This window comes from Citrobacter sp. Cpo103, from assembly GCF_030332605.1.
Taxonomy (GTDB): domain Bacteria; phylum Pseudomonadota; class Gammaproteobacteria; order Enterobacterales; family Enterobacteriaceae; genus Citrobacter; species Citrobacter portucalensis.
In genome coordinates, this window is record NZ_JAOWHO010000023.1 from 239496 (window position 1) to 260007 (window position 20512).

15 protein-coding genes are annotated in these 20512 nt (G+C 48.1%); 13 read left to right on the plus strand and 2 right to left on the minus strand.

Annotated features, from left to right (window positions below):
* Positions 1 to 37 precede the first annotated feature (37 nt).
* The 3 genes from OGX89_RS06740 (at position 38) to OGX89_RS06750 (ending at position 3530) form a co-directional block, all read left to right on the plus strand.
* Positions 38 to 679: a helix-turn-helix transcriptional regulator gene (locus tag OGX89_RS06740; protein WP_126956291.1), complete on the plus strand. Its 642-nt coding sequence runs from the start codon at positions 38 to 40 to the stop codon at positions 677 to 679.
* A 410-nt stretch (positions 680 to 1089) separates the two neighbouring features.
* Positions 1090 to 1584, plus strand: a complete 495-nt coding sequence (locus tag OGX89_RS06745) for a putative pterin-binding protein (RefSeq protein WP_003832739.1) — start codon at positions 1090 to 1092, stop codon at positions 1582 to 1584.
* Between the two features lie 17 nt (positions 1585 to 1601).
* Complete coding sequence (locus OGX89_RS06750) at positions 1602 to 3530, plus strand: putative bifunctional diguanylate cyclase/phosphodiesterase (protein WP_126956289.1); 1929 nt, start codon at positions 1602 to 1604, stop codon at positions 3528 to 3530.
* Positions 3531 to 3542: 12 nt separating this feature from the next.
* Here OGX89_RS06750 and OGX89_RS06755 read toward each other — a convergent pair whose 3' ends face one another.
* Positions 3543 to 4502 (minus strand): YbgA family protein, encoded by a 960-nt coding sequence (locus OGX89_RS06755; protein ID WP_126956287.1) that lies wholly within the window; start codon positions 4500 to 4502, stop codon positions 3543 to 3545.
* Positions 4503 to 4790: 288 nt separating this feature from the next.
* Here OGX89_RS06755 and OGX89_RS06760 point away from each other — a divergent pair, with 288 nt between their 5' ends.
* The 8 genes from OGX89_RS06760 (at position 4791) to OGX89_RS06795 (ending at position 17122) form a co-directional block, all read left to right on the plus strand.
* The gene (locus OGX89_RS06760; RefSeq protein WP_286560128.1) at positions 4791 to 5900 is read left to right on the plus strand and encodes an AI-2E family transporter; all 1110 of its coding nucleotides are present in this window, start codon (positions 4791 to 4793) and stop codon (positions 5898 to 5900) included.
* Positions 5901 to 6019: 119 nt separating this feature from the next.
* Positions 6020 to 7804, plus strand: a complete 1785-nt coding sequence (locus OGX89_RS06765; RefSeq protein ID WP_126956285.1) for a diguanylate cyclase — start codon at positions 6020 to 6022, stop codon at positions 7802 to 7804.
* Between the two features lie 215 nt (positions 7805 to 8019).
* Positions 8020 to 9024 carry a tryptophan--tRNA ligase gene (trpS, locus tag OGX89_RS06770; protein ID WP_032943285.1) on the plus strand — a complete coding sequence of 335 codons (1005 nt, stop codon included), beginning with the start codon at positions 8020 to 8022 and terminating at the stop codon, positions 9022 to 9024.
* A gap of 255 nt (positions 9025 to 9279) precedes the next feature.
* Complete coding sequence (locus OGX89_RS06775; protein ID WP_003832728.1) at positions 9280 to 9765, plus strand: Csu type fimbrial protein; 486 nt, start codon at positions 9280 to 9282, stop codon at positions 9763 to 9765.
* A gap of 22 nt (positions 9766 to 9787) precedes the next feature.
* Positions 9788 to 10504: a fimbrial biogenesis chaperone gene (locus OGX89_RS06780; RefSeq protein ID WP_126956283.1), complete on the plus strand. Its 717-nt coding sequence runs from the start codon at positions 9788 to 9790 to the stop codon at positions 10502 to 10504.
* A gap of 151 nt (positions 10505 to 10655) precedes the next feature.
* Positions 10656 to 12809: a fimbria/pilus outer membrane usher protein gene (locus OGX89_RS06785; protein ID WP_232397861.1), complete on the plus strand. Its 2154-nt coding sequence runs from the start codon at positions 10656 to 10658 to the stop codon at positions 12807 to 12809.
* Positions 12800 to 13747 carry a Csu type fimbrial protein gene (locus tag OGX89_RS06790; protein ID WP_063941535.1) on the plus strand — a complete coding sequence of 316 codons (948 nt, stop codon included), beginning with the start codon at positions 12800 to 12802 and terminating at the stop codon, positions 13745 to 13747. The genes OGX89_RS06785 and OGX89_RS06790 overlap by 10 nt, the downstream gene beginning before the upstream one ends.
* A 636-nt stretch (positions 13748 to 14383) precedes the next feature.
* Positions 14384 to 17122: an ATP-binding protein gene (locus OGX89_RS06795; RefSeq protein WP_126956279.1), complete on the plus strand. Its 2739-nt coding sequence runs from the start codon at positions 14384 to 14386 to the stop codon at positions 17120 to 17122.
* Here OGX89_RS06795 and OGX89_RS06800 read toward each other — a convergent pair.
* On the minus strand, positions 17099 to 18286 hold the full coding sequence (locus OGX89_RS06800; RefSeq protein WP_126956277.1) for an MFS transporter: 1188 nt from the start codon (positions 18284 to 18286) through the stop codon (positions 17099 to 17101). The genes OGX89_RS06795 and OGX89_RS06800 overlap by 24 nt on opposite strands.
* Positions 18287 to 18455: 169 nt before the next feature.
* On the opposite strand from OGX89_RS06800, the gene OGX89_RS06805 reads away from it, so the two are divergent.
* Both OGX89_RS06805 and OGX89_RS06810 read left to right on the plus strand, forming a co-directional pair.
* Complete coding sequence (locus OGX89_RS06805; RefSeq protein ID WP_126956275.1) at positions 18456 to 19262, plus strand: SDR family NAD(P)-dependent oxidoreductase; 807 nt, start codon at positions 18456 to 18458, stop codon at positions 19260 to 19262.
* A gap of 80 nt (positions 19263 to 19342) precedes the next feature.
* Positions 19343 to 20503: an IS30 family transposase gene (locus OGX89_RS06810; RefSeq protein WP_049015173.1), complete on the plus strand. Its 1161-nt coding sequence runs from the start codon at positions 19343 to 19345 to the stop codon at positions 20501 to 20503.
* The last annotated feature ends 9 nt before the right edge of the window (positions 20504 to 20512 follow it).

The window sequence follows — 20512 nt, forward strand, 5'->3', positions numbered from 1 at the left end:
GCAATCATGGCAACAGACATCACCGCAGGAGACTGGCATGCCAAAAACCGACAATAACTCGCTTCTCAGCCAAATTGATACTATCGCCAGGGGATTGAGTGAGACCTTCTCTCCGTTTTGCGAAGTGGTGGTTCATGACCTCAAAAATCCTGAACATGCCATTTTGTCCATCCATAATAATCTGTCCGGACGTCAACCCGGCCAGCCAGCAACCGAGCTTGGCCTGGCGAGAATTGCATCACCTGACTTTCCCAGCATCATTGCGAACTACAGTAATCAGTTTGCCGATGGCCGCCCGGTGAAAAGTACCTCCATTGGCATCAAGGACGAAGACGGCAAATACGTAGCGGCACTTTGCATGAATGTCGATATGACGCTGTTCCGTGGTATGCAGAGTGCTCTTGCGCGTTTTACTGAAACTGAAAATTCCCCCATTAAGGAACATATCGATCCCGGCAGTAATGAAGTCATCCGCCAGCGTATTGATGACTTTGCCGCTAAACGCGCGACGACGGCCCGAGCCCTTAAACCTCAAGACCGTAAGCTGCTGATTCAACAATTACGCCAGGACGGTTTGCTGAACGTACGCAAATCTATGGACACAGTAGCGCAGCATCTGGGCGTATCGAGGGCCACCGCCTATCTGTATGCCCGCCAGTCAGCTCAGGCGGGTGAATAAACGGGTTCAGATAGACCACACTTGCCGCGTATAGAATTTCTGTCCTTGATTACCGACACGAAGCGTTCCCGCTCCACTAAAGGCGGCTTCGTGCCCGATATAGTTACCTACCAGTAAACAACCAAATCCAGCCGCAGTGAAAAAATAAACCTTTATTTTCGTGCGTATTTATTGGCACTGAGTAAATAGATGATTTATTTTTGTACATACATAGTGAAATTTAGCTTTACTCAAATAACACACCAGCATTTTTAATGCACCACAGCAGAACAGACAACAAATAACCCACTGATTTAAAAGAGTTAAAAAGCCATTGAAGTTATTACACCAATAATACCCATGCAATATATATAAATAGCATGATATCTAAATTATAATTCTTTAACATCCGGCTGATTGGTGAGGTAAGAATGCGGTTAATGGTCATGTTGGTAAGCTTTGTACTCTCCACCCAGCTATGGGCAGGTGAACTTTCCAGGCCCACCGGTAAAGTGCTTTTAACGCTGTCGGGTAATATTGAAAATACAAATGCAGACGGGAAAGCCGTTTTTGATACCGCCAGCCTTGAGAAGCTGGGCATGGTCAGTTTCCAGACCACCTCCCCCTGGTATAATGGGCGTACTACCTTTACGGGTATTCCGCTACAAAAGCTCATGGATTATGTCGGGGCTAACGGCTCTGTTGTTAAGGTCACTGCACTCAATGACTACACCACCGTTATCCCTCTTAGTGATTTCAAAAAATACAATGCTATCCTTGCGTTAAAAATCAACGGAAAATATATGCGCATCCGTGACAAAGGCCCGTTATTCATTGTGTACCCCTATGACAGCATGCCAGAACTGAATAATCAGATTTATTATTCAAGGTCTGCATGGCAGGTCAGTAGTATGGATATTGAGTAAGCGTTCAGGGGAACATCATGAACAGAATACTGGCTGGCATCATCTTTTTTCTTTTTATATCTACCGGGTATATCTCTTTCCTCGTGCATGAACGGCAACAAGAGTTACAGAAACTGACTCACTACACCGATTCCTGGTCTGCTGCTCAGCTGGTATCACAATATTACCGATTTGAATCGTTGCTTGGTCTTTACACTATCGATGATACGATGAATCTCGATGATGTACGCATGCGCCTCGACATTATGCTTAGCCAGAGTGATTTGATAAAAGAAGGAGACCTGGGGCGCTACATCGAAAGCAATATAGCGCACCGTGAACTGGCGGTAAAACTTGAAAATACCCTTAGTTTTCTGGATGTTAATCTAGAGAAAATGAACCGTTTAGCACTCCAGGCTTATCTGAAAAAAATGCATACTCTGGATGCGCCACTGGGTCGTCTTTCATCTGGTGCGTTAAACAAAGATGTTAACTCGATCAATAACGCCAACCAAAAAATTCAGACGCTGTACTATATTTATTCTGCAACCTCTGTGCTGCTGATAATACTGAGTGCGATTCTGGGCGTGCTCATTTTCTATCAAAACAGAAATATTCTGCGGGCGCACCTGCAGGTCAAGAGTCTTGCCGAAGAACTGCAGAAATCTAAAGAAAAACTGCAAATGCAGAATGCTAAACTGGAATATGACGTCTACCATGACTCTCTTACCGAGATGAATAACCGTCAGCTATTCTGGAGCGATTTAAATAAAACAATTGAGAGAGCAGAAAAAAATCACGATTCTGTGACTGTGATGTTGTTTGATTTAGATCGATTCAAAGAAGTAAATGATACGTATGGTCATGATGCCGGTGATATGTTGCTACGCCAGATATCTGACCGACTGGTTTCGATGAGCCTTACCTCGGATACGCTGTATCGCCTGGGTGGAGATGAATTTGCGTTTCTCTCAAGCGGCCTGACAGAAAGCCACGCCGTTTCGCGCGCCCAGAAAATATGTGAATTTATCAGCCAGCCCTACACTATTTATAACACGATTATCAACATAACCACCTGTGTTGGCATTGTTATCTCAGACACTGAACGTCGTTCCGACTATCTTTATAAATTTGCCGATCTGGCCCTTTATGAAGCCAAAGGTGAAGGCTCTGGTAAGATAAAAGTCTTCCGACAACGAATGTTAGAAAAGCTACAAGAAAGCAGAACGCTTGAGCATGATATGGCATTGGCAATAGTGAACAAAGAATTCGTGGTTTATTATCAGCCCATTGTTGACTCCTTCAGTCAGGAAATTTATAGCTATGAAGCCCTAATTCGTTGGCTCCATCCTCTAAAGGGCCTCCTGTCGCCGGATAACTTTATTCCTGTTGCTGAAAAAACCGGAATGATTAATGAGATGGGGAAAGCTGTGCTTGAAATTGCCTGCCGGGAAGCGGCTTGTTGGGCGGTTCCGGCTAAAATTTCAGTGAATGTCTCTCCTGTCCAGCTAAGCAGCAAAGCCTTTGTCGGTATCGTACTGTCTATTCTGAAAGAAACTGGACTCCCAGCCGATCGTCTTGAACTGGAAGTAACAGAATCCTCTCTCTTCACTGAGAGTACGACGCCGATGAACACACTTAACAAACTCAGAGCCATGGGTGTAAAAATCTCCATCGATGATTTTGGCACCGGATATTCTTCCCTTTCGCGCCTGAGCAGGCTTGCCTTCGATAAAATTAAAATAGACAAGTCGTTTGTCCATTCAATATCCACACAGGAAGATGCACTTAATATCATCAAACTGATCACCGGCATGGCGAAATCCCTCAATATGAAGGCTGTTGCTGAAGGTGTTGAAACGCAGGAACAACTAAAAAGCCTTCAGGCGCTGGGCTGCGATTTCGCCCAAGGATATCTGTTTGGTAAACCTCAGCCTTGTATCGATGAGAAAATCAGAAACGGTTGAATCGCTCTCAGACTATTTGATCATCAACCGTAGCGCTAAATCATTCGGATAAGGATCAAAATAGTTCTGGGTAAGCAGATAGCTGTCTGGGTATTCAGCCAGATAGTGCTTGAGTAGCGTCAGAGGCGCCAATATTGGCAGCAGCCCACCGCTATAGTTGAGGATAATGTCACGTAACTCTCCGCGCTGGCGGGTGTTCAACCGTTCGCGGAAGTAGCCCTGGATATGCATCAGTACGTTGGTGTGATTTTTCCGTGAGGCGGGCTTTTTGAGGATCGTCATGAGCTTTTCACGATAGACAACGAAAAAAGCGTCCAAATCATCCCACTGGTGAAGCGAGGCAACGAATGGGCCGATTTCCCGGTAACCGGCCTGGTGATGAGCCAGAAGCTGGAGCTTATAGCGACTGTGAAAGTTGAGTAAGCCATGGCGAGTAAGACCATTGGCCCGCAGCCTATTAAGCTCATGCAATGCGAACACGCGTTCGACAAAGTTCTCCCTCAGCACCGGATCGTGCAAGCGGCCATCTTCTTCGACTGGCAACCATGGGTAGGTTTCCATTAATGCGCCAGTAAACAGACCAGTCCCTTCTTTTCGCCCACGATTTCCCTTCTCGTCATACAGTCTCACTCTTTCCATACCGCAACTCGGTGATTTAGCACAGACGATAAAACCCGAGAGGCCACCAAGTCCCTGAAGATATGAGTTGGTGAAATCGGACATTTTATCGGTTACATCCTCACCAGGCGCATGGCTAAAACAGATGCGGACATTCCCTTGGGCGGTTTGAACCAGACGCAACGCGGGACGTGGTACAGGCAAACCGATAGACATCTCAGGGCAGACAGGTTTGAAAGTCACCCACTGAGCCAGCTCGTCCATCACAAACCCCATCCGTTTATGCCCACCGTCGAATCGCACGGCTGAACCAGTTAAACATCCACTAATCCCGATGACAGGCTGATTGTTCATAACGACCCCCTCGTTAATTGATGACCCTTTTCGGGAAAAAATGACGGTTTCACTATTAAATCATAGCGTACGTTATCTGCTGTGAGATGGAAGAAAGACCGGAGACTTCAGTTTAGACTGGTACTGTTTTCAGGGAGGAGATCAAGGATAGCTCTCCCGCCAGTGAAGCAAGGACAATAAGAATGTAGCCTTAGTGCAACATCTTTATTCTAAATATCTGCAGCTAAAGTTGGTAAATCCCCTGAACGGTTCTATAGTCGGGACTGCTTCTCATTACAGGGTTCACTAATGCGATTTAACGGACTGACTAAAGGTTTCTTCATTTTCATACTTGCCCTCGTGACCTGGGCGTTCTTCGATGTATTGTCCCCCTACTTTTCCGCCATTTTGTGGGCCGCGATATTAACGACTATCTTTAACCCGGTAAAAAACCGACTGCGTAGCGCGCTTGGCGAACGCAACGGGCTGGCATCGTTGATTACCATCGCCATTATCTGTCTGATTGTCTTTATCCCGCTGATGGTAATCCTGTCATCGCTGGCCATTGAACTGAACGTGGTATATACCAAACTGCAACAGAATGACACGCAGTTCCTGGAAGTAGTCACTTCTGTTCTTTCGTACCTTCCTGATTGGGCCAGAGGATTTCTGGCAGAACACAATCTGGATGATGTCGCGCAGATCCAGAAAAAACTGTCCGATGTCGTGCTGCAAGGCGGGCAGTACCTTGCTGGCAGTGCATTCCTGATTGGGAAAGGGACATTCGGCTTTGCTATCAGCTTTGGCATCATGCTGTATCTGCTGTTCTTCTTACTGAAGGATGGACCGTATCTGGTGCGCCAGATTCTGGACTCATTACCCCTTTCTGATTTTGCCAAACAGCACCTGTTTGCCAAATTCGTCGGCGTGACGCGGGCAACCGTCAAGGGCACGGCGGTTGTCGCTTTGGTTCAGGGTATTCTTGGCGGCATCGCGTTTGCAATTGTGGATATCGACGGCAGCGTTCTGTGGGGGGCGTTGATGGCGTTTCTCTCGCTCGTGCCTGCAGTGGGCTCAGCGATCGTCTGGGTACCTGCAGCAATATTCCTGTTCGCCACCCACCAGCTATGGCAAGGGCTGTTTATCGTTGGCTTCTTCGTGATTATCGTTGGGCTGGTGGACAATATCCTGCGCCCGCTGCTGGTAGGTAAAGACACCAAAATGCCGGACTATCTGATTTTGATTACCACTCTCGGCGGCATGGAGATCTACGGCATTAACGGCTTTGTGATTGGCCCCCTGATTGCTGCACTATTCATAACCTGCTGGAACCTGTTTTCCGGGCGTGACCATGAAGGTAACGTGGAAGGAATCGACGAAGCCTTTATGGAGGAAGGAAAAAATCCTCCAGATTTATGATTGCAGGACGATAACAGAAGGCGGTTTCGGGACCGCCTTTTTTATTTTCACGCAGAATCATACGTTTCCTATAATTGCAATCATGCGTATTCATTAATCGTCGCAGAAGGAACTAATCAGTGCGAATAGCCACAATTACCAACTGGGCCTATAGCGCGACGGTATGCCTGACCATCGCTTCAGGCGTTGTCATGCTGATGGCATCCAGCGCCGATAACACAGAACGCCAGGTGGTAGAACAGCGTTATCAGTTCGATCAACTTACCGAAGAAGTCGAACTCGATGCCTGGTCGCTGTCCGACCTGGCGCGCGACTATGTTATTGCAAAAGATCCTGAGGTGCTTAACGCCTACCGTCAGAAAGAAGCGACGCTGAAAGCTGTTGAGCATCGGCTGTCAAAGCTCAAAGACCTTGGGGCAACGGATGAAGAGCTGGCGCTATTGCACGAAGGGCTACAGATTGTTGATGCCCTGCAGGACGAGCAAGCTGCGGCGCTTGCCAGCGTCGCGCGCGCAGAAGAGTCGCAGGCTATTGCCCTGCTCTATGGGAAAAGCTATGAACAGGAACTGGAACGCGCCCAGGACCGGATAGATCATTTCCGCCAACTGCTCGATAACCGCGTACGTAATACGATTGAAGATGCAACCCAGTCATCACGCATGCTGCGGACGGCCTCTGAAGTGATGGTCGGTCTGACGGCGCTGCTGTTTTTATTCGTTCTCGGTTTCATTCTAAAGCGTCGCGTCCTGCGCCCCGTCGTGCGTTTGAGCGATGTCGTAAACCGTCTCGCATCGCAGGATTATGCCGTTGAGACGCCCAGTTTTAACCAGATAGATGAAATAGGCGACATGGCGCAGGCGATCCGGATATTTCGCGAGAACGGTCTGGCGCGTCAGAGACTGGAGAAAGAGCGAGATGCCGACTGGGCAATCCGCGATCTTCTGGCGCGCATGACGCAACGTCTGCAGGGTTGCGAGAGTTTTGCCGATGTCATCAATGTGGCAGAGCTGTTTGCACCGAATATTGCTCCAGGTATTGCCGGGCGGCTTTACATACTGGACCAGGAACCCTGGCAAATGCGCTGCGTTGCACAGTGGCTTTCTCCGCAGGGTAAAGCGGATGCGTTCCACCCGGACGAATGCTGGGCTGTGCGCCGCGGCCAGAGCCATCCTCCGGTACAAGGTGAACCCGATATTGCCTGCTACCATCTGCCAGAGTCATGTCAACACCACACCCTGTGTATTCCGCTGATTGCCCAGGGCGAAGCCATCGGTCTGCTCTCATTCCAGAACCTTAGCGATGATTCCGCCCCCTCTCGTGCGTATCTGGAGCTAATGGCAGAAGCACTCGGCCTCGCATTAGCCAACCAGCGTCTGCGTGACGCCCTGCTGGAGAAAGCGCTCTACGACCCGCTAACCGGACTGCGCAACCGTCATCATCTTGAAGATACACTGCGTACCCAGATGAGCCAGGCAGTGCGTAACAAAGAACCAATCAGTTGCCTGATGATCGATATCGATCATTTTAAAAGTATTAATGACCGCTTTGGCCATGAGGCTGGCGATAGTGTAATCAAAAGTATCGCCGCGACTATTCAGCGCGTGGTCCACGACAGCGGCATGGCCTTCCGCTACGGCGGTGAAGAGTTTCTGGTACTGCTGGCCAATACGGATGAACAGGCCGCTAACCGCTTTGCTACGGAAATCTACAACGGCGTACGCGAACTGTCGCTGCGCTTTGGCGTTTCCGATATTGGACACGTGGATGTCTCTATTGGCGTTGCCAGTTACCCGCAGCACGCCCAGAGCGACAACCTGTTACGCGCCGCAGATGTCGCACTGTACCGCGCGAAAGAGTTAGGTCGTTCGCGCATTGTGAGCTTTGGCATGCTGGAAGCGAGCTGATATGCGCCAGCACTTCGGGCATTGCTTTACCTCTACGCCAAGTGGTATGTTAGTTGGATGAACACAAAACACGATATCAACGGTTTTAATCACAACCTGTGGTGGCTGCCTTCTTAAAGGCGGTCAGAATGTGTTTTCCTCATTTTAAATAACCGCCGAAAGGCGGTTATTTGCATTTAGAGACCCCTTTCGGTTTTATGACTAAGGAGTCTTACATGAACAATAAAACCATCATCCTCACTGGCGATCGTCCCACCGGCCCGCTGCATCTTGGCCATTATGTGGGGTCATTGCGCCAGCGCGCCACGCTGCAACACGATTATCAGCAGTTTATATTGGTGGCTGACCTACAAGGGTTAACCGATAACGGCAGCACACCGCAAAAGATCCGCAACAATATTCCCGAAGTACTTGCCGACTATCTTGCCGCAGGAATAGACCCGTCACTTACTACCATCTGTCTGCAATCGGCACTGCCTGCTCTCGCTGAGTTAACCGCGCTTTATATGAACATCGTTACCGTGGCTCGCGTGGAGCGTAATCCTACGGTCAAAAACGAAATTGCGCAGAAAGGGTTCGCCCGCTCGTTACCGGTTGGTTTTCTGGTTTATCCCATCAGTCAGGCGGCAGATATTACGGCCTTCAAAGCCGAAGTCGTTCCCGTCGGCGACGATCAGTTGCCAATGATTGAGCAGACTAACGAAATCGTGCATAAGATGAATAGCCTGTTACCGGCCCCCGTCCTATCGCACTGCAAAGCGCTGCTGAGTGAAACCAGCCGCCTTCCAGGGATCGACGGAAACGCTAAAATGTCAAAATCGCTTGGTAACACATTGCTCCTGTCAGCCAGCGAAGAAACCATTCACCGCGCGGTCAGCGCAATGTACACCGACCCTAATCATCTGAAAGTGTCCGACCCAGGGCAAATAGACGGCAATATGGTATTCACTTACCTCGATGCTTTTCATCCGGATAAAGCAAAAGTGGCGGAGATGAAAGCGCATTACCAACGGGGTGGACTGGGTGACCGGACATGCAAAAACGAGCTGGAAGTGTGCTTGCAAGAACTCATCGCGCCAATGCGCGAGCGGCGTGCAACCTACATTCAGGATAAAGGCATGCTGATGGCGATGCTCAAAAAAGGAAGCGAGCAGGCGCACGAGATTACGCAGCAGACATTAAGAGAAGTGAAGCAAGGGCTGGGTTTGCCGGTGTTCTAATCTGGATTGATGTCTCTCCCGGTGGGAAATAACCACCGGGAGGGGTGACTCTTTATGGCGCTAATTCAACTCATATCACGTGACACCCGAGGTTGTGATTCAACGATTCCCTACTGAATGTAAATACCCTTTCCAGCCATTTACATGATTTACACATAGCACAATTACATAATCAAAATTAACCTGTAATCTCTATCCTTCCTCGCCTTTCCCCACCCTTATAAAATCGATTATATAACCTTAGCGAGTTTTAAAATGATTAACCGTAAAGCCACTGCATTATCTCTGACTGCGATTAGCATTTTATTTTCATCCGCTGTCTTTGCAGATGATTCAGGCAGCGTTAGCGACCAAATGACGGTAAAACTAACCGTCGAAAAATCATGCAAGGTCAGCGTTGATGATATGGATTTTGGCTCACACGGTAGTAATGATGGGGCTGTTACAGCCTCTGCCAAAGCTTATGTAACCTGTACAAACGGCACAGGGTATATGCTCGGAACGGATAAAACTCACGATTTCGAAATGAGTTCTAACGACACCGCCGATGCAAAAAAAGTAGCCTATACCCTTTCTACCGACCATCCTGGCGGCACTTCTCTGGCTGATAATGGTATTTCAGCTATCGGTACCGGTGAACAGCAAGCATTGCCCATCTTCGGGAAAGTAACGGCAAATGCCCTGAAACAGGCCTCTGCTGGGGACTATACCGATACCGTTACATTAACAGTTACATATTGATTTAATATTAAAGGTGCAGCATATGAAGCGATTTATTTTATGGGTTGGTGTTAGCGTCTTGAGCCTGGCCTGCACAAGAAACTCATACGCTGCCACCTTGCAGGTGTACCCGGTCACTCTGGGATTCTGTGGTAAAGAATCCGCCCAGGCTATCTATGTACGTAACACAGGTAGCGCCACTATCGGGGCACAGATCCGTGTCTATGCGTGGAAACAGCAAAATAATAAAGACAACTTGACCGAGACCCAGGACGTAATGGTTAGCCCTCCTATGACCACAATCCCGGTCTCCCGCCAGCAATTGATCCGGGTTATCTTAACAACGCCAGGTAGTGGTGATAACGAGCAGGCCTACCGTATTATCGTTGATGAACTCCCTGGTGAAAATAATATGGCTGATAAAGATGGGGTTCGTTTCTTGCTGCGTTATTCCATCCCGGTATTTGTTAATTGTAAAGATACCCAACCCATCAGTAGTCAACTAGATGTATCAATCGATCGTTCAGTTCATCCATTAATGTTAAAAATAAAAAACAATGGCACACAGCATGTTAAATTAAGCGATGTTTTTATTTTTTCTGGCAAGAGAAGTGTTGCCATGAGCAATGGATTACTCGGGTATGTATTACCACATAGTGAAAAGGAATGGCCGTTACCGAATGGAATAACTACTGCGTCATCTTTATCACTTAATTTGAATGACAATGCTAAAACGCAGATCATTAACATTACACCTTAAATCCATTGTTGTTTTTTTATTGGTATGTCCCTCTGTCCAGTCAGCAGAAAATGAGACACTGTATCTGACTGCAACGATAAATGATCAACCAGTTAAGGGGTTTATCAAAGCCAAAAATAGCAACAATAAGATTTATATTGCTGCTCAAGATATGGATAAGCTTAACCTGAAAGTGTCATCCCTGCCGAAACAAAAGGGGTATTTTGATATCAGTTCACAAGATGGCCTCAGTGTTACCTTCGACAACCTGAATCAAAGCTTGATTATTACTGCCAGTAAAAACTGGCTCGACAGAGAAAGCCATCTTTCCAATAGCAATAGCTCGCGCCTTATCCGTATGTCCGAGTTATCACCTGAAGTGCGGGGTTTGGCACTTAACTACGATTTATTTGCCAGCAATGAAGACGGCATACAAGAGACTTCAGCCTATAGCGAATTTCGCACCTTTGGCGTTGGCCCAGGCTTTTTCTCGACCTCTTTTAACACGCAGGAGTCGAGCAGCAACGAGGCACAAACTGGTACTCATCGCCTGATGAGCAGTTGGAACTACGAAAACGTGGATAAACTGCTCACACTCAGGATCGGCGATGGTTTTACATCCTCGCAATCATGGACGAATAGCGTTCGTTTTGGCGGCGTTAGCCTTGCGCATAACTACAGTACCCAACCCACCTTCAATACGTCATCGCAGGATATCCTGACCGATAGTGTTACGCTCCCATCCACGGTTGATCTGTACGTCAGAGGAATCAGAACCTCCTCGCAGAAAGTTCAGCCCGGACAATTTACGCTTAACACAGCGCCGATTTTTACCGGCAGCGAAGGTGCGCAGGTGGTCATCACCGATGTGAATGGTAAACAACGCGTGGTGGATTTGAATCTGTACGGCACCAACCAACTCCTTTCTGATGGTCTTACAACCTGGGGTATGAGCCTGGGCTGGGTGCGTGAAGACTATACCTATCGTTCTTTTGCCTATGATCCGCAACTGATAGGTGTGGGCGACTGGCGTCACGGACTGAACGACAGTACCACCATCGGCATGCATACCGAACAGAGTGGCAGTCTGCATAATCAGGGGATCGGTTGGGACTATTTGCTCTCTCCGTCACTGGGGACGCTACATGCCAACGCAGCCACCAGCCGTTATCAGGCCAATAGTGGCAACCAATGGGGTTCCGGCTGGCAGTGGAACAATCAGATTTTTAATTTCTCGCTCTCACACTCACGGGCCACCAGGGGGTTTCGCGATATTTCATCTATAGCAGATAATGATATTGCCACCCGTGAAGATTCTGCATTTGCCAGCGTGTCGTTTGATATGACGGGCACTTTCGGTGCGAGTTGGGTCAGCCAGACATTCCCTCAGTATGCAGAACGCTATCTGGGATTATCCTGGTCAAAAAGTTTTGATAACCAGATCAACATTTCATCCAGCGTCACACAAGCACTTAGCGACGATCACAACACTACCGTGTACGTCACGTTCAGTATTCCACTGTTCCGTCATCAGGATTACCTCTCATTCCAGGATAACCATGATAAAGACGGAAATTCCGTACAAGCTAACCTAACGCGCTCACTGGAATCTAATAAACCGGGCTGGGGTTGGAATCTCTCTGCACAACAAGGTAAAAATAGAAGCATCCATGCTAGCCTCCAGCGCCGCAACACCTGGAGCGATCTGGCGTTAGGCTATAATCGTGATGAACAAGAAAATAACTACTACGGTTCAATGACCGGTGCCATAGGTTTGTTTATGGGGCACTTTTACGCCACCCGCGAATTAGGTAGCGCTTTCGCCCTCGTAGATACGGCTAAGGTACCGAATGTGCCGGTTTATCTCGAACATCGCCCGGTTGGCCATACGGATAGTAATGGCATGCTGTTTCTGAACAACCTTAATCCGTACCAGGCAAACCATATCGACATCGACCCTCTGAGTCTCGATGAAGATTATCGCGCCCCCTACACTAATGAAATCCTGATCCCGCAAACCGGGCGCGGTGCCGTCGCCAATTTTAACATTTATCGCACACATGCCGTTCTGCTAACCGTCACTACGCGTGATGGTAAAAATGTGCCCTTCTCCGCAAAAGTTAGCGTGCAGGATACTCATGGACAGACGCCCAGTCAGGGTACCCCACAAACCATTGTTGGTTATGAAGGTAAAATTTATCTGGAAGATCCCCCGACAGGCGGAACGCTGAACGTTCAGTGGGCATCTAACTCTTGTTCGCTAAAACTGCCATCACAATTTTACGCTTCTCATTCGGTGGAGAAAATTAACGCACTATGTCAGTAACTCGTTCCCTTTGGTTTATCGCCCTTTTTGTGGTGATGATGTTTAAATTCAGCCCAGTAGCCGAGGCCGCTAACTGCTGGAATGGTAGCCCTTCTGGACTGGATTTTGGTACCGTCACCCCCGGACAAACTGAGACAACCGCAACCCGACTTTCGTTTACCTGTAATAATTACGACGGTCAGGTCGAGTATGTCCGCGCCTGTCTAAAGGTTATGGCGAACAATCCGCTGGCGATGAGCCAGAACGAACCTTCAAGTACCCCGCTCTATTTTTCGGTCTACTCGATTTACAATCAACATTCACCGCTGAGTCAAAACAACAACGTGTATGCTCAAATCGATTTTGCTTTGTCTACAGGCGGAACCGCTGAACATGACATACCGCTTATCGGCAAGATAAACCCTGGTCAGACTAATGTCAGCGCCGGGATATACTATGATTACGCCACAGCAATCCAAATTGCATACACCTCAGCCAGTTCATTACAAGCGCTCCCGGCCTGTGGCGCCCTGAATGGTACAACAATTACTGACCAGATTAGCGCCTCTGCTACGGTGAAAAACGGCTGTGAAGTTGTCAACGTGGATGATATGGCATTCGGCAGCAAGAGCCCCGCTCAGAGCGATTTGCTACAGGCGACATCCACGGCGAATATTACTGTCCAGTGCCCAACCGGGACGGATTATTCCATCAGCATCGGTCATGGTCTGCACCCCAAGGGGAACCAGCGTTCAATGTGTCATAACGGTGAGTGCGTAAACTATGCGCTGTATCAGGATGCAGCACACTCAATGGAATGGACGCAGGGCAATCCGGAAAAACAGTATTCCGCTGATGGGCAAGCGCAGAGCCTGGTGGTTTACGGTTCCGTCCCAGCACAGAAATGGCCATCACCAGGGGGTTATACTGACACTGTAGTGATTACGTTAACTTATTAACTCACAGATTTTTCGGTCAGTGAGCCAATGCGCTGGGTGTTTTTTGCAATGACGCCCTGTTACGCTATTTGCACGAAAAACACGCTACAATTACACAGGAAAAAATCAATCAGCCACAAAGTTAAATACATATAGATCAGTAAGATATTAAACTTAAGGGTCAGGGTATAGCAGCTATTAATGTGTCCCTGTTTATGCTCCAATCTACCTCCAAAATCACGCCTTCGAATATGGTAAAACTACTCCATAACCACACAGATCATTCATTCCTCTCATTAACATATTTCCATAGCTCATTTCGAGCCATCGCACATTGTTCAGTCTTTGAGTTGTTGTATGCCTGCCTTTTGCACATCTCATTCTCATCACCGATTTGATCATCCGTACTTATGACCTTCAACTAATCAAATCTTACGTGATAAACAGTGCCCTCTCTTACGACAGCTTAGTGCCAAGAGCAGACGTTACAACTTTGATGCTTTTCCATCCTATTGCACGCACGATCAGTGTCCATAATTGAAAGTAATTCCCATGCTTTCAGACTGAATGAACAACCGGACTATGCCACACGATGCCCATGGTTTTATAATAGCGACAGTCTGACATAGGGTGTGTCGAACTTAAGAGCGTAATATCATGACATCCACCGATGAAATCCGCTTCGCTGAGTGGCAAATCTGGCCTCAACTGAGAATTCTGCTGCACCGTGGCAAACCGGTAAAAATATCCGGCAGGGCTTTTGATGTGCTGGTTGTTTTGGTGAGTGCAAAAGGTCAGGTAGTGAGTAAAGACTCTCTACTTGCTCAGGTATGGGGCAATGAAATCGTTGAAGAAAATAATCTCCAGGCGCAGATTTCAGCGATTCGCCGTGTGCTAGGTCACGATCGTCATTTACTGGTGACCGAATTTGGTTTTGGATATCGCTTTAATTGCACATCCAAACCGCCGATGATGTCCTCAGACCCCACAAGATTGTCACCCGTTACTTTCCCTTTTCTTACATCTATTTTAGGCCGTGACCAAGCCGTGCTAGATATCTGCGCCTTAATACGTCAGCATCCACTAGTCACCATTACAGGTCCAGGTGGAGTGGGTAAGACTCGCCTCGCCTGGGAAGTCGTTAACCTTCTTCAGACGCAATATCCAGATGGCATTTGCGTGGCTGAATTGGCACACATCACCGATGCCTCCAGCCTTTTCTCTGTTTTTTCACAGGTATTGCATCTGCCACTGGCTGCTGTTCATAACAGTCATGATTTATCTCATCAGCTTGCCCAACGTCGGTGTCTGTTGATGATTGATAATGGTGAGCATGTCATTAACGAATTAAAACCCATAATTGCTATGCTTCTGAATGCTGCGCCTCATATCGCAATGCTGCTAACCAGCCAGGTGGCAGTCGAACTCGCGGGCGAGCAACAATATCGGCTCCCTCCCCTCAAGGTTCCGGAAAAAACGGGGGGGAATGTTCAATCATTACAGACACTTCCCAGCGTTCGCCTGTTTATTGAACGAGGCCGTGATCGGCATTTTGACTTCCACCCATCAGACAGTGAATTGTCCTTGATAGGCGAATTATGTCGCCATCTCGACGGACTACCTCTGGCAATTGAACTTGCTGCCTCCCGTTTACCTGTTATGAGCGTCAGCGAGATTTATCATTGCCTGGAGGATCGTTTCCAACTCCTGAGTAATATGCAGAGCGCCCGGGTATCCCGACATCAAAAAATAAAGACTACGCTGGAGTGGACTTACCAATTACTTAATCCACGAGAACAGAAATTATTCTGCTCTTTGGGGATCTTCACCGACATGTTCACAGTGAACGCTGTTACTGAATTCTTGCAGCCCCCTGAAGAAACCGGGTGGCAGATTGTAGACGATCTGCAACGATTGCTTTCCCTTTCGATGATTCAGGTCAGCACTCAGGTACCCGTAACCCGTTTTCGTTTACTGGAAACCCTGCGTCAGTTCGCTTGCGATAAACTCAGGCAGCAAGGAGAATACCCAAGGCTTTCATCCCGGTTTGCTGACTATTGCCATCGTCAGGCAGAGCAGGCTCAGCTCGACTGGAACAGGCTGCCAACGGAGCAGTGGCGAGAACGTTATGACCCCATCCTCAATGATTTACGCAGTGTTTTACAGCAGACATTAACTGAGGGGGTAGACCACGTTAAAGGGCTTGAGATCTTACAAGCTATGACGCCGTTCTGGATTGAATATTCACTTTATAATGAATGCCAGCGTCACATTTCCCCTTTGCTTAGTGAAGTACGTTCGCAAGTGGTTTTAACATTGCGTCAGAGAATGAATCTCAGCGCAGCAGCGGGAAAAGCGTCAACCTGGGCAAAAGGTCCTATCCCGGAGACGTGTTCCGCCTGGCAAACAGCACTAATGCTTGCAGATCAACTCAACGACAACGAGATCCGCTTACAGGCTCATTACGGGTTATGGTTGTACTATTTGAGAATCGGTAAACTGGATATATCGCTTCATCATGCGCAGTCTATGTGCACACTCGCGAGAGCGATTGATGATGCCGTCGCGCTAGCTACGGGGTTGCGAATTGTAGGCGTATCTTACCATTTTTTAGGTCAGCATAGCCTCGGTAGAGATTATCTGCAGCAATCTCTGAACCGGTTTGCTCTTGAAGATTCCGGCCGTTCTTTCCGTTTTGGGCTCGACCAGGAGACCGCTGGGGAAGCATTTTTATCCCGTGTGCTCTGGGTACAGGGAGAGTATAAGGCTGCGAAACGGATGGCATGGAGTGCAGTGAAAAAAGCCGCTCGTTTGAAACATATCTGCTCGCTTTGTTGTGCGCTGGCCGAAGGTGCCTGCATGACAGCTGCGTTGGATCGCAATCCACGCTGGGTGATAATGGCCTCTGACTGGCTTATTACGTTGGCTGAAAAGCATAATCTTTATTTCTGGAAAACCTACGGTGAGTTGTTTCTCCGATGGGCAGAGCAGCTCACCCATCCTGAAGTCAGGCAAACCAAGCTGTTTAGCTCACTACAAGCAATGGGATTAGACTGGCAATATTCGCCTTTGCTGTCAGAAATGGACTCCGGTCTCTCACAAAAAAAACCACACGAAAACTGGTGTATCCCAGAACTGATGCGTCTGTCCTCCATGCATTTACCAGCGCACTCTCAGCGTAAGCAACTGGAACAGGCACTTGAGAAAGCACACAAACAACAGGCTTATGGCTGGGAATTGCGTATTGCGTGCTCACTGGCAAGACTGCATGCTGAAACTGGAGACAGCGTGACGGCAAAACAGTTATTAATAGATGCATTAAGCCATATCGATGGTTCTCAGCATGCTGCAGACGTCCAAAATGCGCTGGAGCTATGTGCCCGTCTGGGGGGATAAATAGTTACGCCTGACAACGATTAACATGCCTAGCGCCACGAGTCCGCCACCCGCAGAAATAACCAACGTCCAGTTGTGTGTCGTCTCCCATAACCAGGTGGCGGTCAATGAGCCACATGCGCCACCAATAAACATTACGCACATAAAAAGGGTATTCAGACGGTTTCTGGCATCGGGACGCAAATTATAAATGGTATGTTGATTAGCAATCAGTACACATTGTTCACCTGCATCCAGCAGCAGAATACCAACCAGCATACCTGTCATACTGTCCCAGCCCCACAAAACAATCCAGGCAAGTAACATTAGTATCACGCCCAGAAGAACCATCCGGAAAGGCCCCTGGCGATCGCTGAAATTACCCGCTAAAGGTGCGCACAGGATCCCTATTAACCCGAGTGCTGCCAGGGAACCAGTTACCCCTGCACCGTAATGGTAGCGGTAGGCTAACCAAAATGGGAGTACCGTCCATAGCACGCTGAAGGAAGCAAATAACAGTGCCTGAGTCAGTGTGGCAACCCGCACCTGAGGCTCACTTCTCCATAATTCTCCTAGCGAACGGAGCACTGCCAGGTAGTTAAACTTCTGGGACGGTAACGATTGTACGGGCAAAATCCTGGCTATGAAAAAAATTGCCAGCAGTGTCATGGTCGCGCCGAATAAGAAGACTACTCGCCAGTCAAAATACTGGCCGATAAGTCCCCCAATAGCCCGACCAGTCAGAATCCCAGCCAGAACCCCTCCCATTACAGTACCCACTGTTTTACCGCGCGACGTGCTCCCCGAAAGGGAAGCCGCAAGCGGCACTATCTGTTGAGCGACCGTTGCGGCCATACCTGTCAGGAATGAGAAGAAAACCAGTACCGATGCCGTTGGAGATAGCATCATGCCGAGCAGTGCCACAAACAATACCTGCGCCTGACGTAGGATAAGGAGTTGGCGTTCAATATAATCGCCAAGCGGGATCAGCAAGAATAAGCCTGCTGCATACCCTAACTGGGTAGCCATGGGGATCAACGACACCGCTTTCCATTCTGAGGGGAAGGAGGCTGCAATCAGGTTAAGAACTGACTGATTAAAATAAATATTAGCGACAACAATACAGCAAATAATTGCCAGCATCAGGATCCTGCCTGAAGAAAGCTCATGGTTATCAGTACGCATGTTCACACCTCGTTCTAGACTCAATGTTGGCGACTATACGTAGTACCGATTCTCGATTCTTTGGCTGCTTTTTTCAGACGTCTGAATTCTGAACCACAAGCTTCTGAAACAGCAAGTTGCTACTAATAATGTCCTTATTAATCACTTAGCATAATGTAAGGAGCTGAAGATGGATTTAAAACTGGCTGGAAAAGTGGCTTTGGTAACGGGCGCACGAACTGGAATTGGTTTCAGTATTTGCGAAGAGTTAGCCGCGAATGGTGTGCACCTGGTCATGGTTGCAAGGCAAAAAGCGGAGTTAATTCTGGCAGCGCAAAAAATTGAAGATAAATATGGCGTGAAGGCTCTGCCTTTTGCCGGTGATGTGACAGACAAGAGGCTACCAGAACAGGTCGTTAAGCAGGCTGAAGATATATTTCAACATATTGATTTACTTGTAAATAATGCAGGAAGAGCACATACAGGTACTCTTCTAACAACCTCAGAGGAAGACTGGTTGTCAATGACGGAGACAAAACTCTCCGCCATGCGACGCTTTTGTAAGGCAGTTATTCCCGGCATGCAGGCCCGAAAATGGGGACGTATTGTAAATATTTCATCTATTGGAGGTATTTACCCAAACCCGCAACTAACTGTTTCGCACGCCCTGAGTGCTGCAATCAACAACTTGACCCGCAGCCTGGCATTGAGCGTCGCACCGGACGGCATTCTTGTTAATGCGGTCGGTGTAGGTGCTGTAGCAACGGATAACTGGGCGCAGAATATGCTGCCTAATGTTCGCAATCGCCGTCCGGAACTGGCCGACAAAACGGACGAGGAAGTTATGGCATTACTGGGAAAAGAGAAAACACCAGTGGGTCGTTTTGGATTGCCAGAAGATATTGCGGCAATAACCGCATTTTTACTTTCAGACCGTAATCAGTTTGTTACCGGTCAGACAATTGAAGCATCTGGTGGCGCAGATAGATTTATGTGATCCTTATCAATCACGTCCGCTTATCGCTGTGAGTTCAACGGGTCGATGCAACGCTATCCTTAATCAAGGGGGACGTTGCCATGAAACGAAGAACTCGGATTTACTACACGCCAGAGCAGAAGGCGATTATCTGGGACAGATATAAGCAAGGTGATTCCCTGCATGATATCGCCAGAATGTTCGACAGATATCATTCTTCTATTATGCCCACTATCCACCAGACTGGTGGATACCGTCCTCCTGTGAGAAAGCGGCACCGATTAGCGCTTACGCTTGATGAAAGAGAGGAGATATCCAGAGGATTGGTAGCAAAACTCAGTATCAGGGACATCGCTGCCAAATTATCAAGAGCGCCCTCAACGATTAGCCGCGAGGTCAGGAGGCACGGAGGTGCCAGGCAATACCGTGCAGCAAAAGCCGATACTTCTGCGTGGGAAAATGCTCTGAGACCAAAACCTTGCAAGCTAATTGAAAGCCCCACATTGTGTAAAATCATTGCAGAGAAGATGCATCAGGACTGGTCGCCGGAGCAGATCGCCGGTTGGCTGAAACGCTGTTATCCGGATAATCAGGAAATGCATGTGTCACACGAAACGATTTATAAAACGCTTTTTATACAAACCCGGGGCGCATTAAAAAAAGAGCTGCAACAATGCCTCAGAAGCGGAAGAGCGGTTCGTAGATCCCGAACGTCATCACTTAAAGGGAAAGGATTAGGGAAAATCCCGAATGCGCTATCTATCAGCGAAAGGCCACCGGAAGCCGCAGACAGAGCCATACCTGGTCACTGGGAAGGTGATCTGATCCAGGGCTCGAAAAACTCCTATATCGTCACCCTTGTAGAACGCCATTCCCGCTTTGTTATGTTGGCCAAAATCAGGGACAATAAGACCATAACGGTTATATCTGCACTCATCAGACAAGCCCGGGAATTACCTGTTGAGCTTTATAAAACATTAACCTGGGATCGGGGCGCTGAAATGACCAGCCACACCCGGTTTACTGTAGCAACAGACATCCAGATTTACTTCTGTGATCCTCAATCTCCCTGGCAACGTGGCTCAAATGAAAATACGAACAGATTGCTCAGACAATATTTTCCAAAGGGAACTGACTTATCGGTTCACAGTCAGCAGAGACTAAACAGCGTTGCGAGACAGCTCAACGAAAGACCGAGAAAAACGCTAGACTATGAATCACCCGCAGAACGGTTCAATAAGTGTGTTGCGTCCATCAGTTGAACTCACAGC

Coding starts and splice junctions, on each gene's coding strand:
- OGX89_RS06740 (WP_126956291.1), top strand. CDS start 38: ATGCCAAAAACCGACAATAACTCGCTTCTCAGCCAAATTGATACTATC.
- OGX89_RS06745 (WP_003832739.1), top strand. CDS start 1,090: ATGCGGTTAATGGTCATGTTGGTAAGCTTTGTACTCTCCACCCAGCTA.
- OGX89_RS06750 (WP_126956289.1), top strand. CDS start 1,602: ATGAACAGAATACTGGCTGGCATCATCTTTTTTCTTTTTATATCTACC.
- OGX89_RS06755 (WP_126956287.1), bottom strand. CDS start 4,502: ATGAACAATCAGCCTGTCATCGGGATTAGTGGATGTTTAACTGGTTCA.
- OGX89_RS06760 (WP_286560128.1), top strand. CDS start 4,791: ATGCGATTTAACGGACTGACTAAAGGTTTCTTCATTTTCATACTTGCC.
- trpS (WP_032943285.1), top strand. CDS start 8,020: ATGAACAATAAAACCATCATCCTCACTGGCGATCGTCCCACCGGCCCG.
- OGX89_RS06775 (WP_003832728.1), top strand. CDS start 9,280: ATGATTAACCGTAAAGCCACTGCATTATCTCTGACTGCGATTAGCATT.
- OGX89_RS06780 (WP_126956283.1), top strand. CDS start 9,788: ATGAAGCGATTTATTTTATGGGTTGGTGTTAGCGTCTTGAGCCTGGCC.
- OGX89_RS06785 (WP_232397861.1), top strand. CDS start 10,656: ATGGATAAGCTTAACCTGAAAGTGTCATCCCTGCCGAAACAAAAGGGG.
- OGX89_RS06790 (WP_063941535.1), top strand. CDS start 12,800: ATGTCAGTAACTCGTTCCCTTTGGTTTATCGCCCTTTTTGTGGTGATG.
- OGX89_RS06795 (WP_126956279.1), top strand. CDS start 14,384: ATGACATCCACCGATGAAATCCGCTTCGCTGAGTGGCAAATCTGGCCT.
- OGX89_RS06800 (WP_126956277.1), bottom strand. CDS start 18,286: ATGCGTACTGATAACCATGAGCTTTCTTCAGGCAGGATCCTGATGCTG.
- OGX89_RS06805 (WP_126956275.1), top strand. CDS start 18,456: ATGGATTTAAAACTGGCTGGAAAAGTGGCTTTGGTAACGGGCGCACGA.
- OGX89_RS06810 (WP_049015173.1), top strand. CDS start 19,343: ATGAAACGAAGAACTCGGATTTACTACACGCCAGAGCAGAAGGCGATT.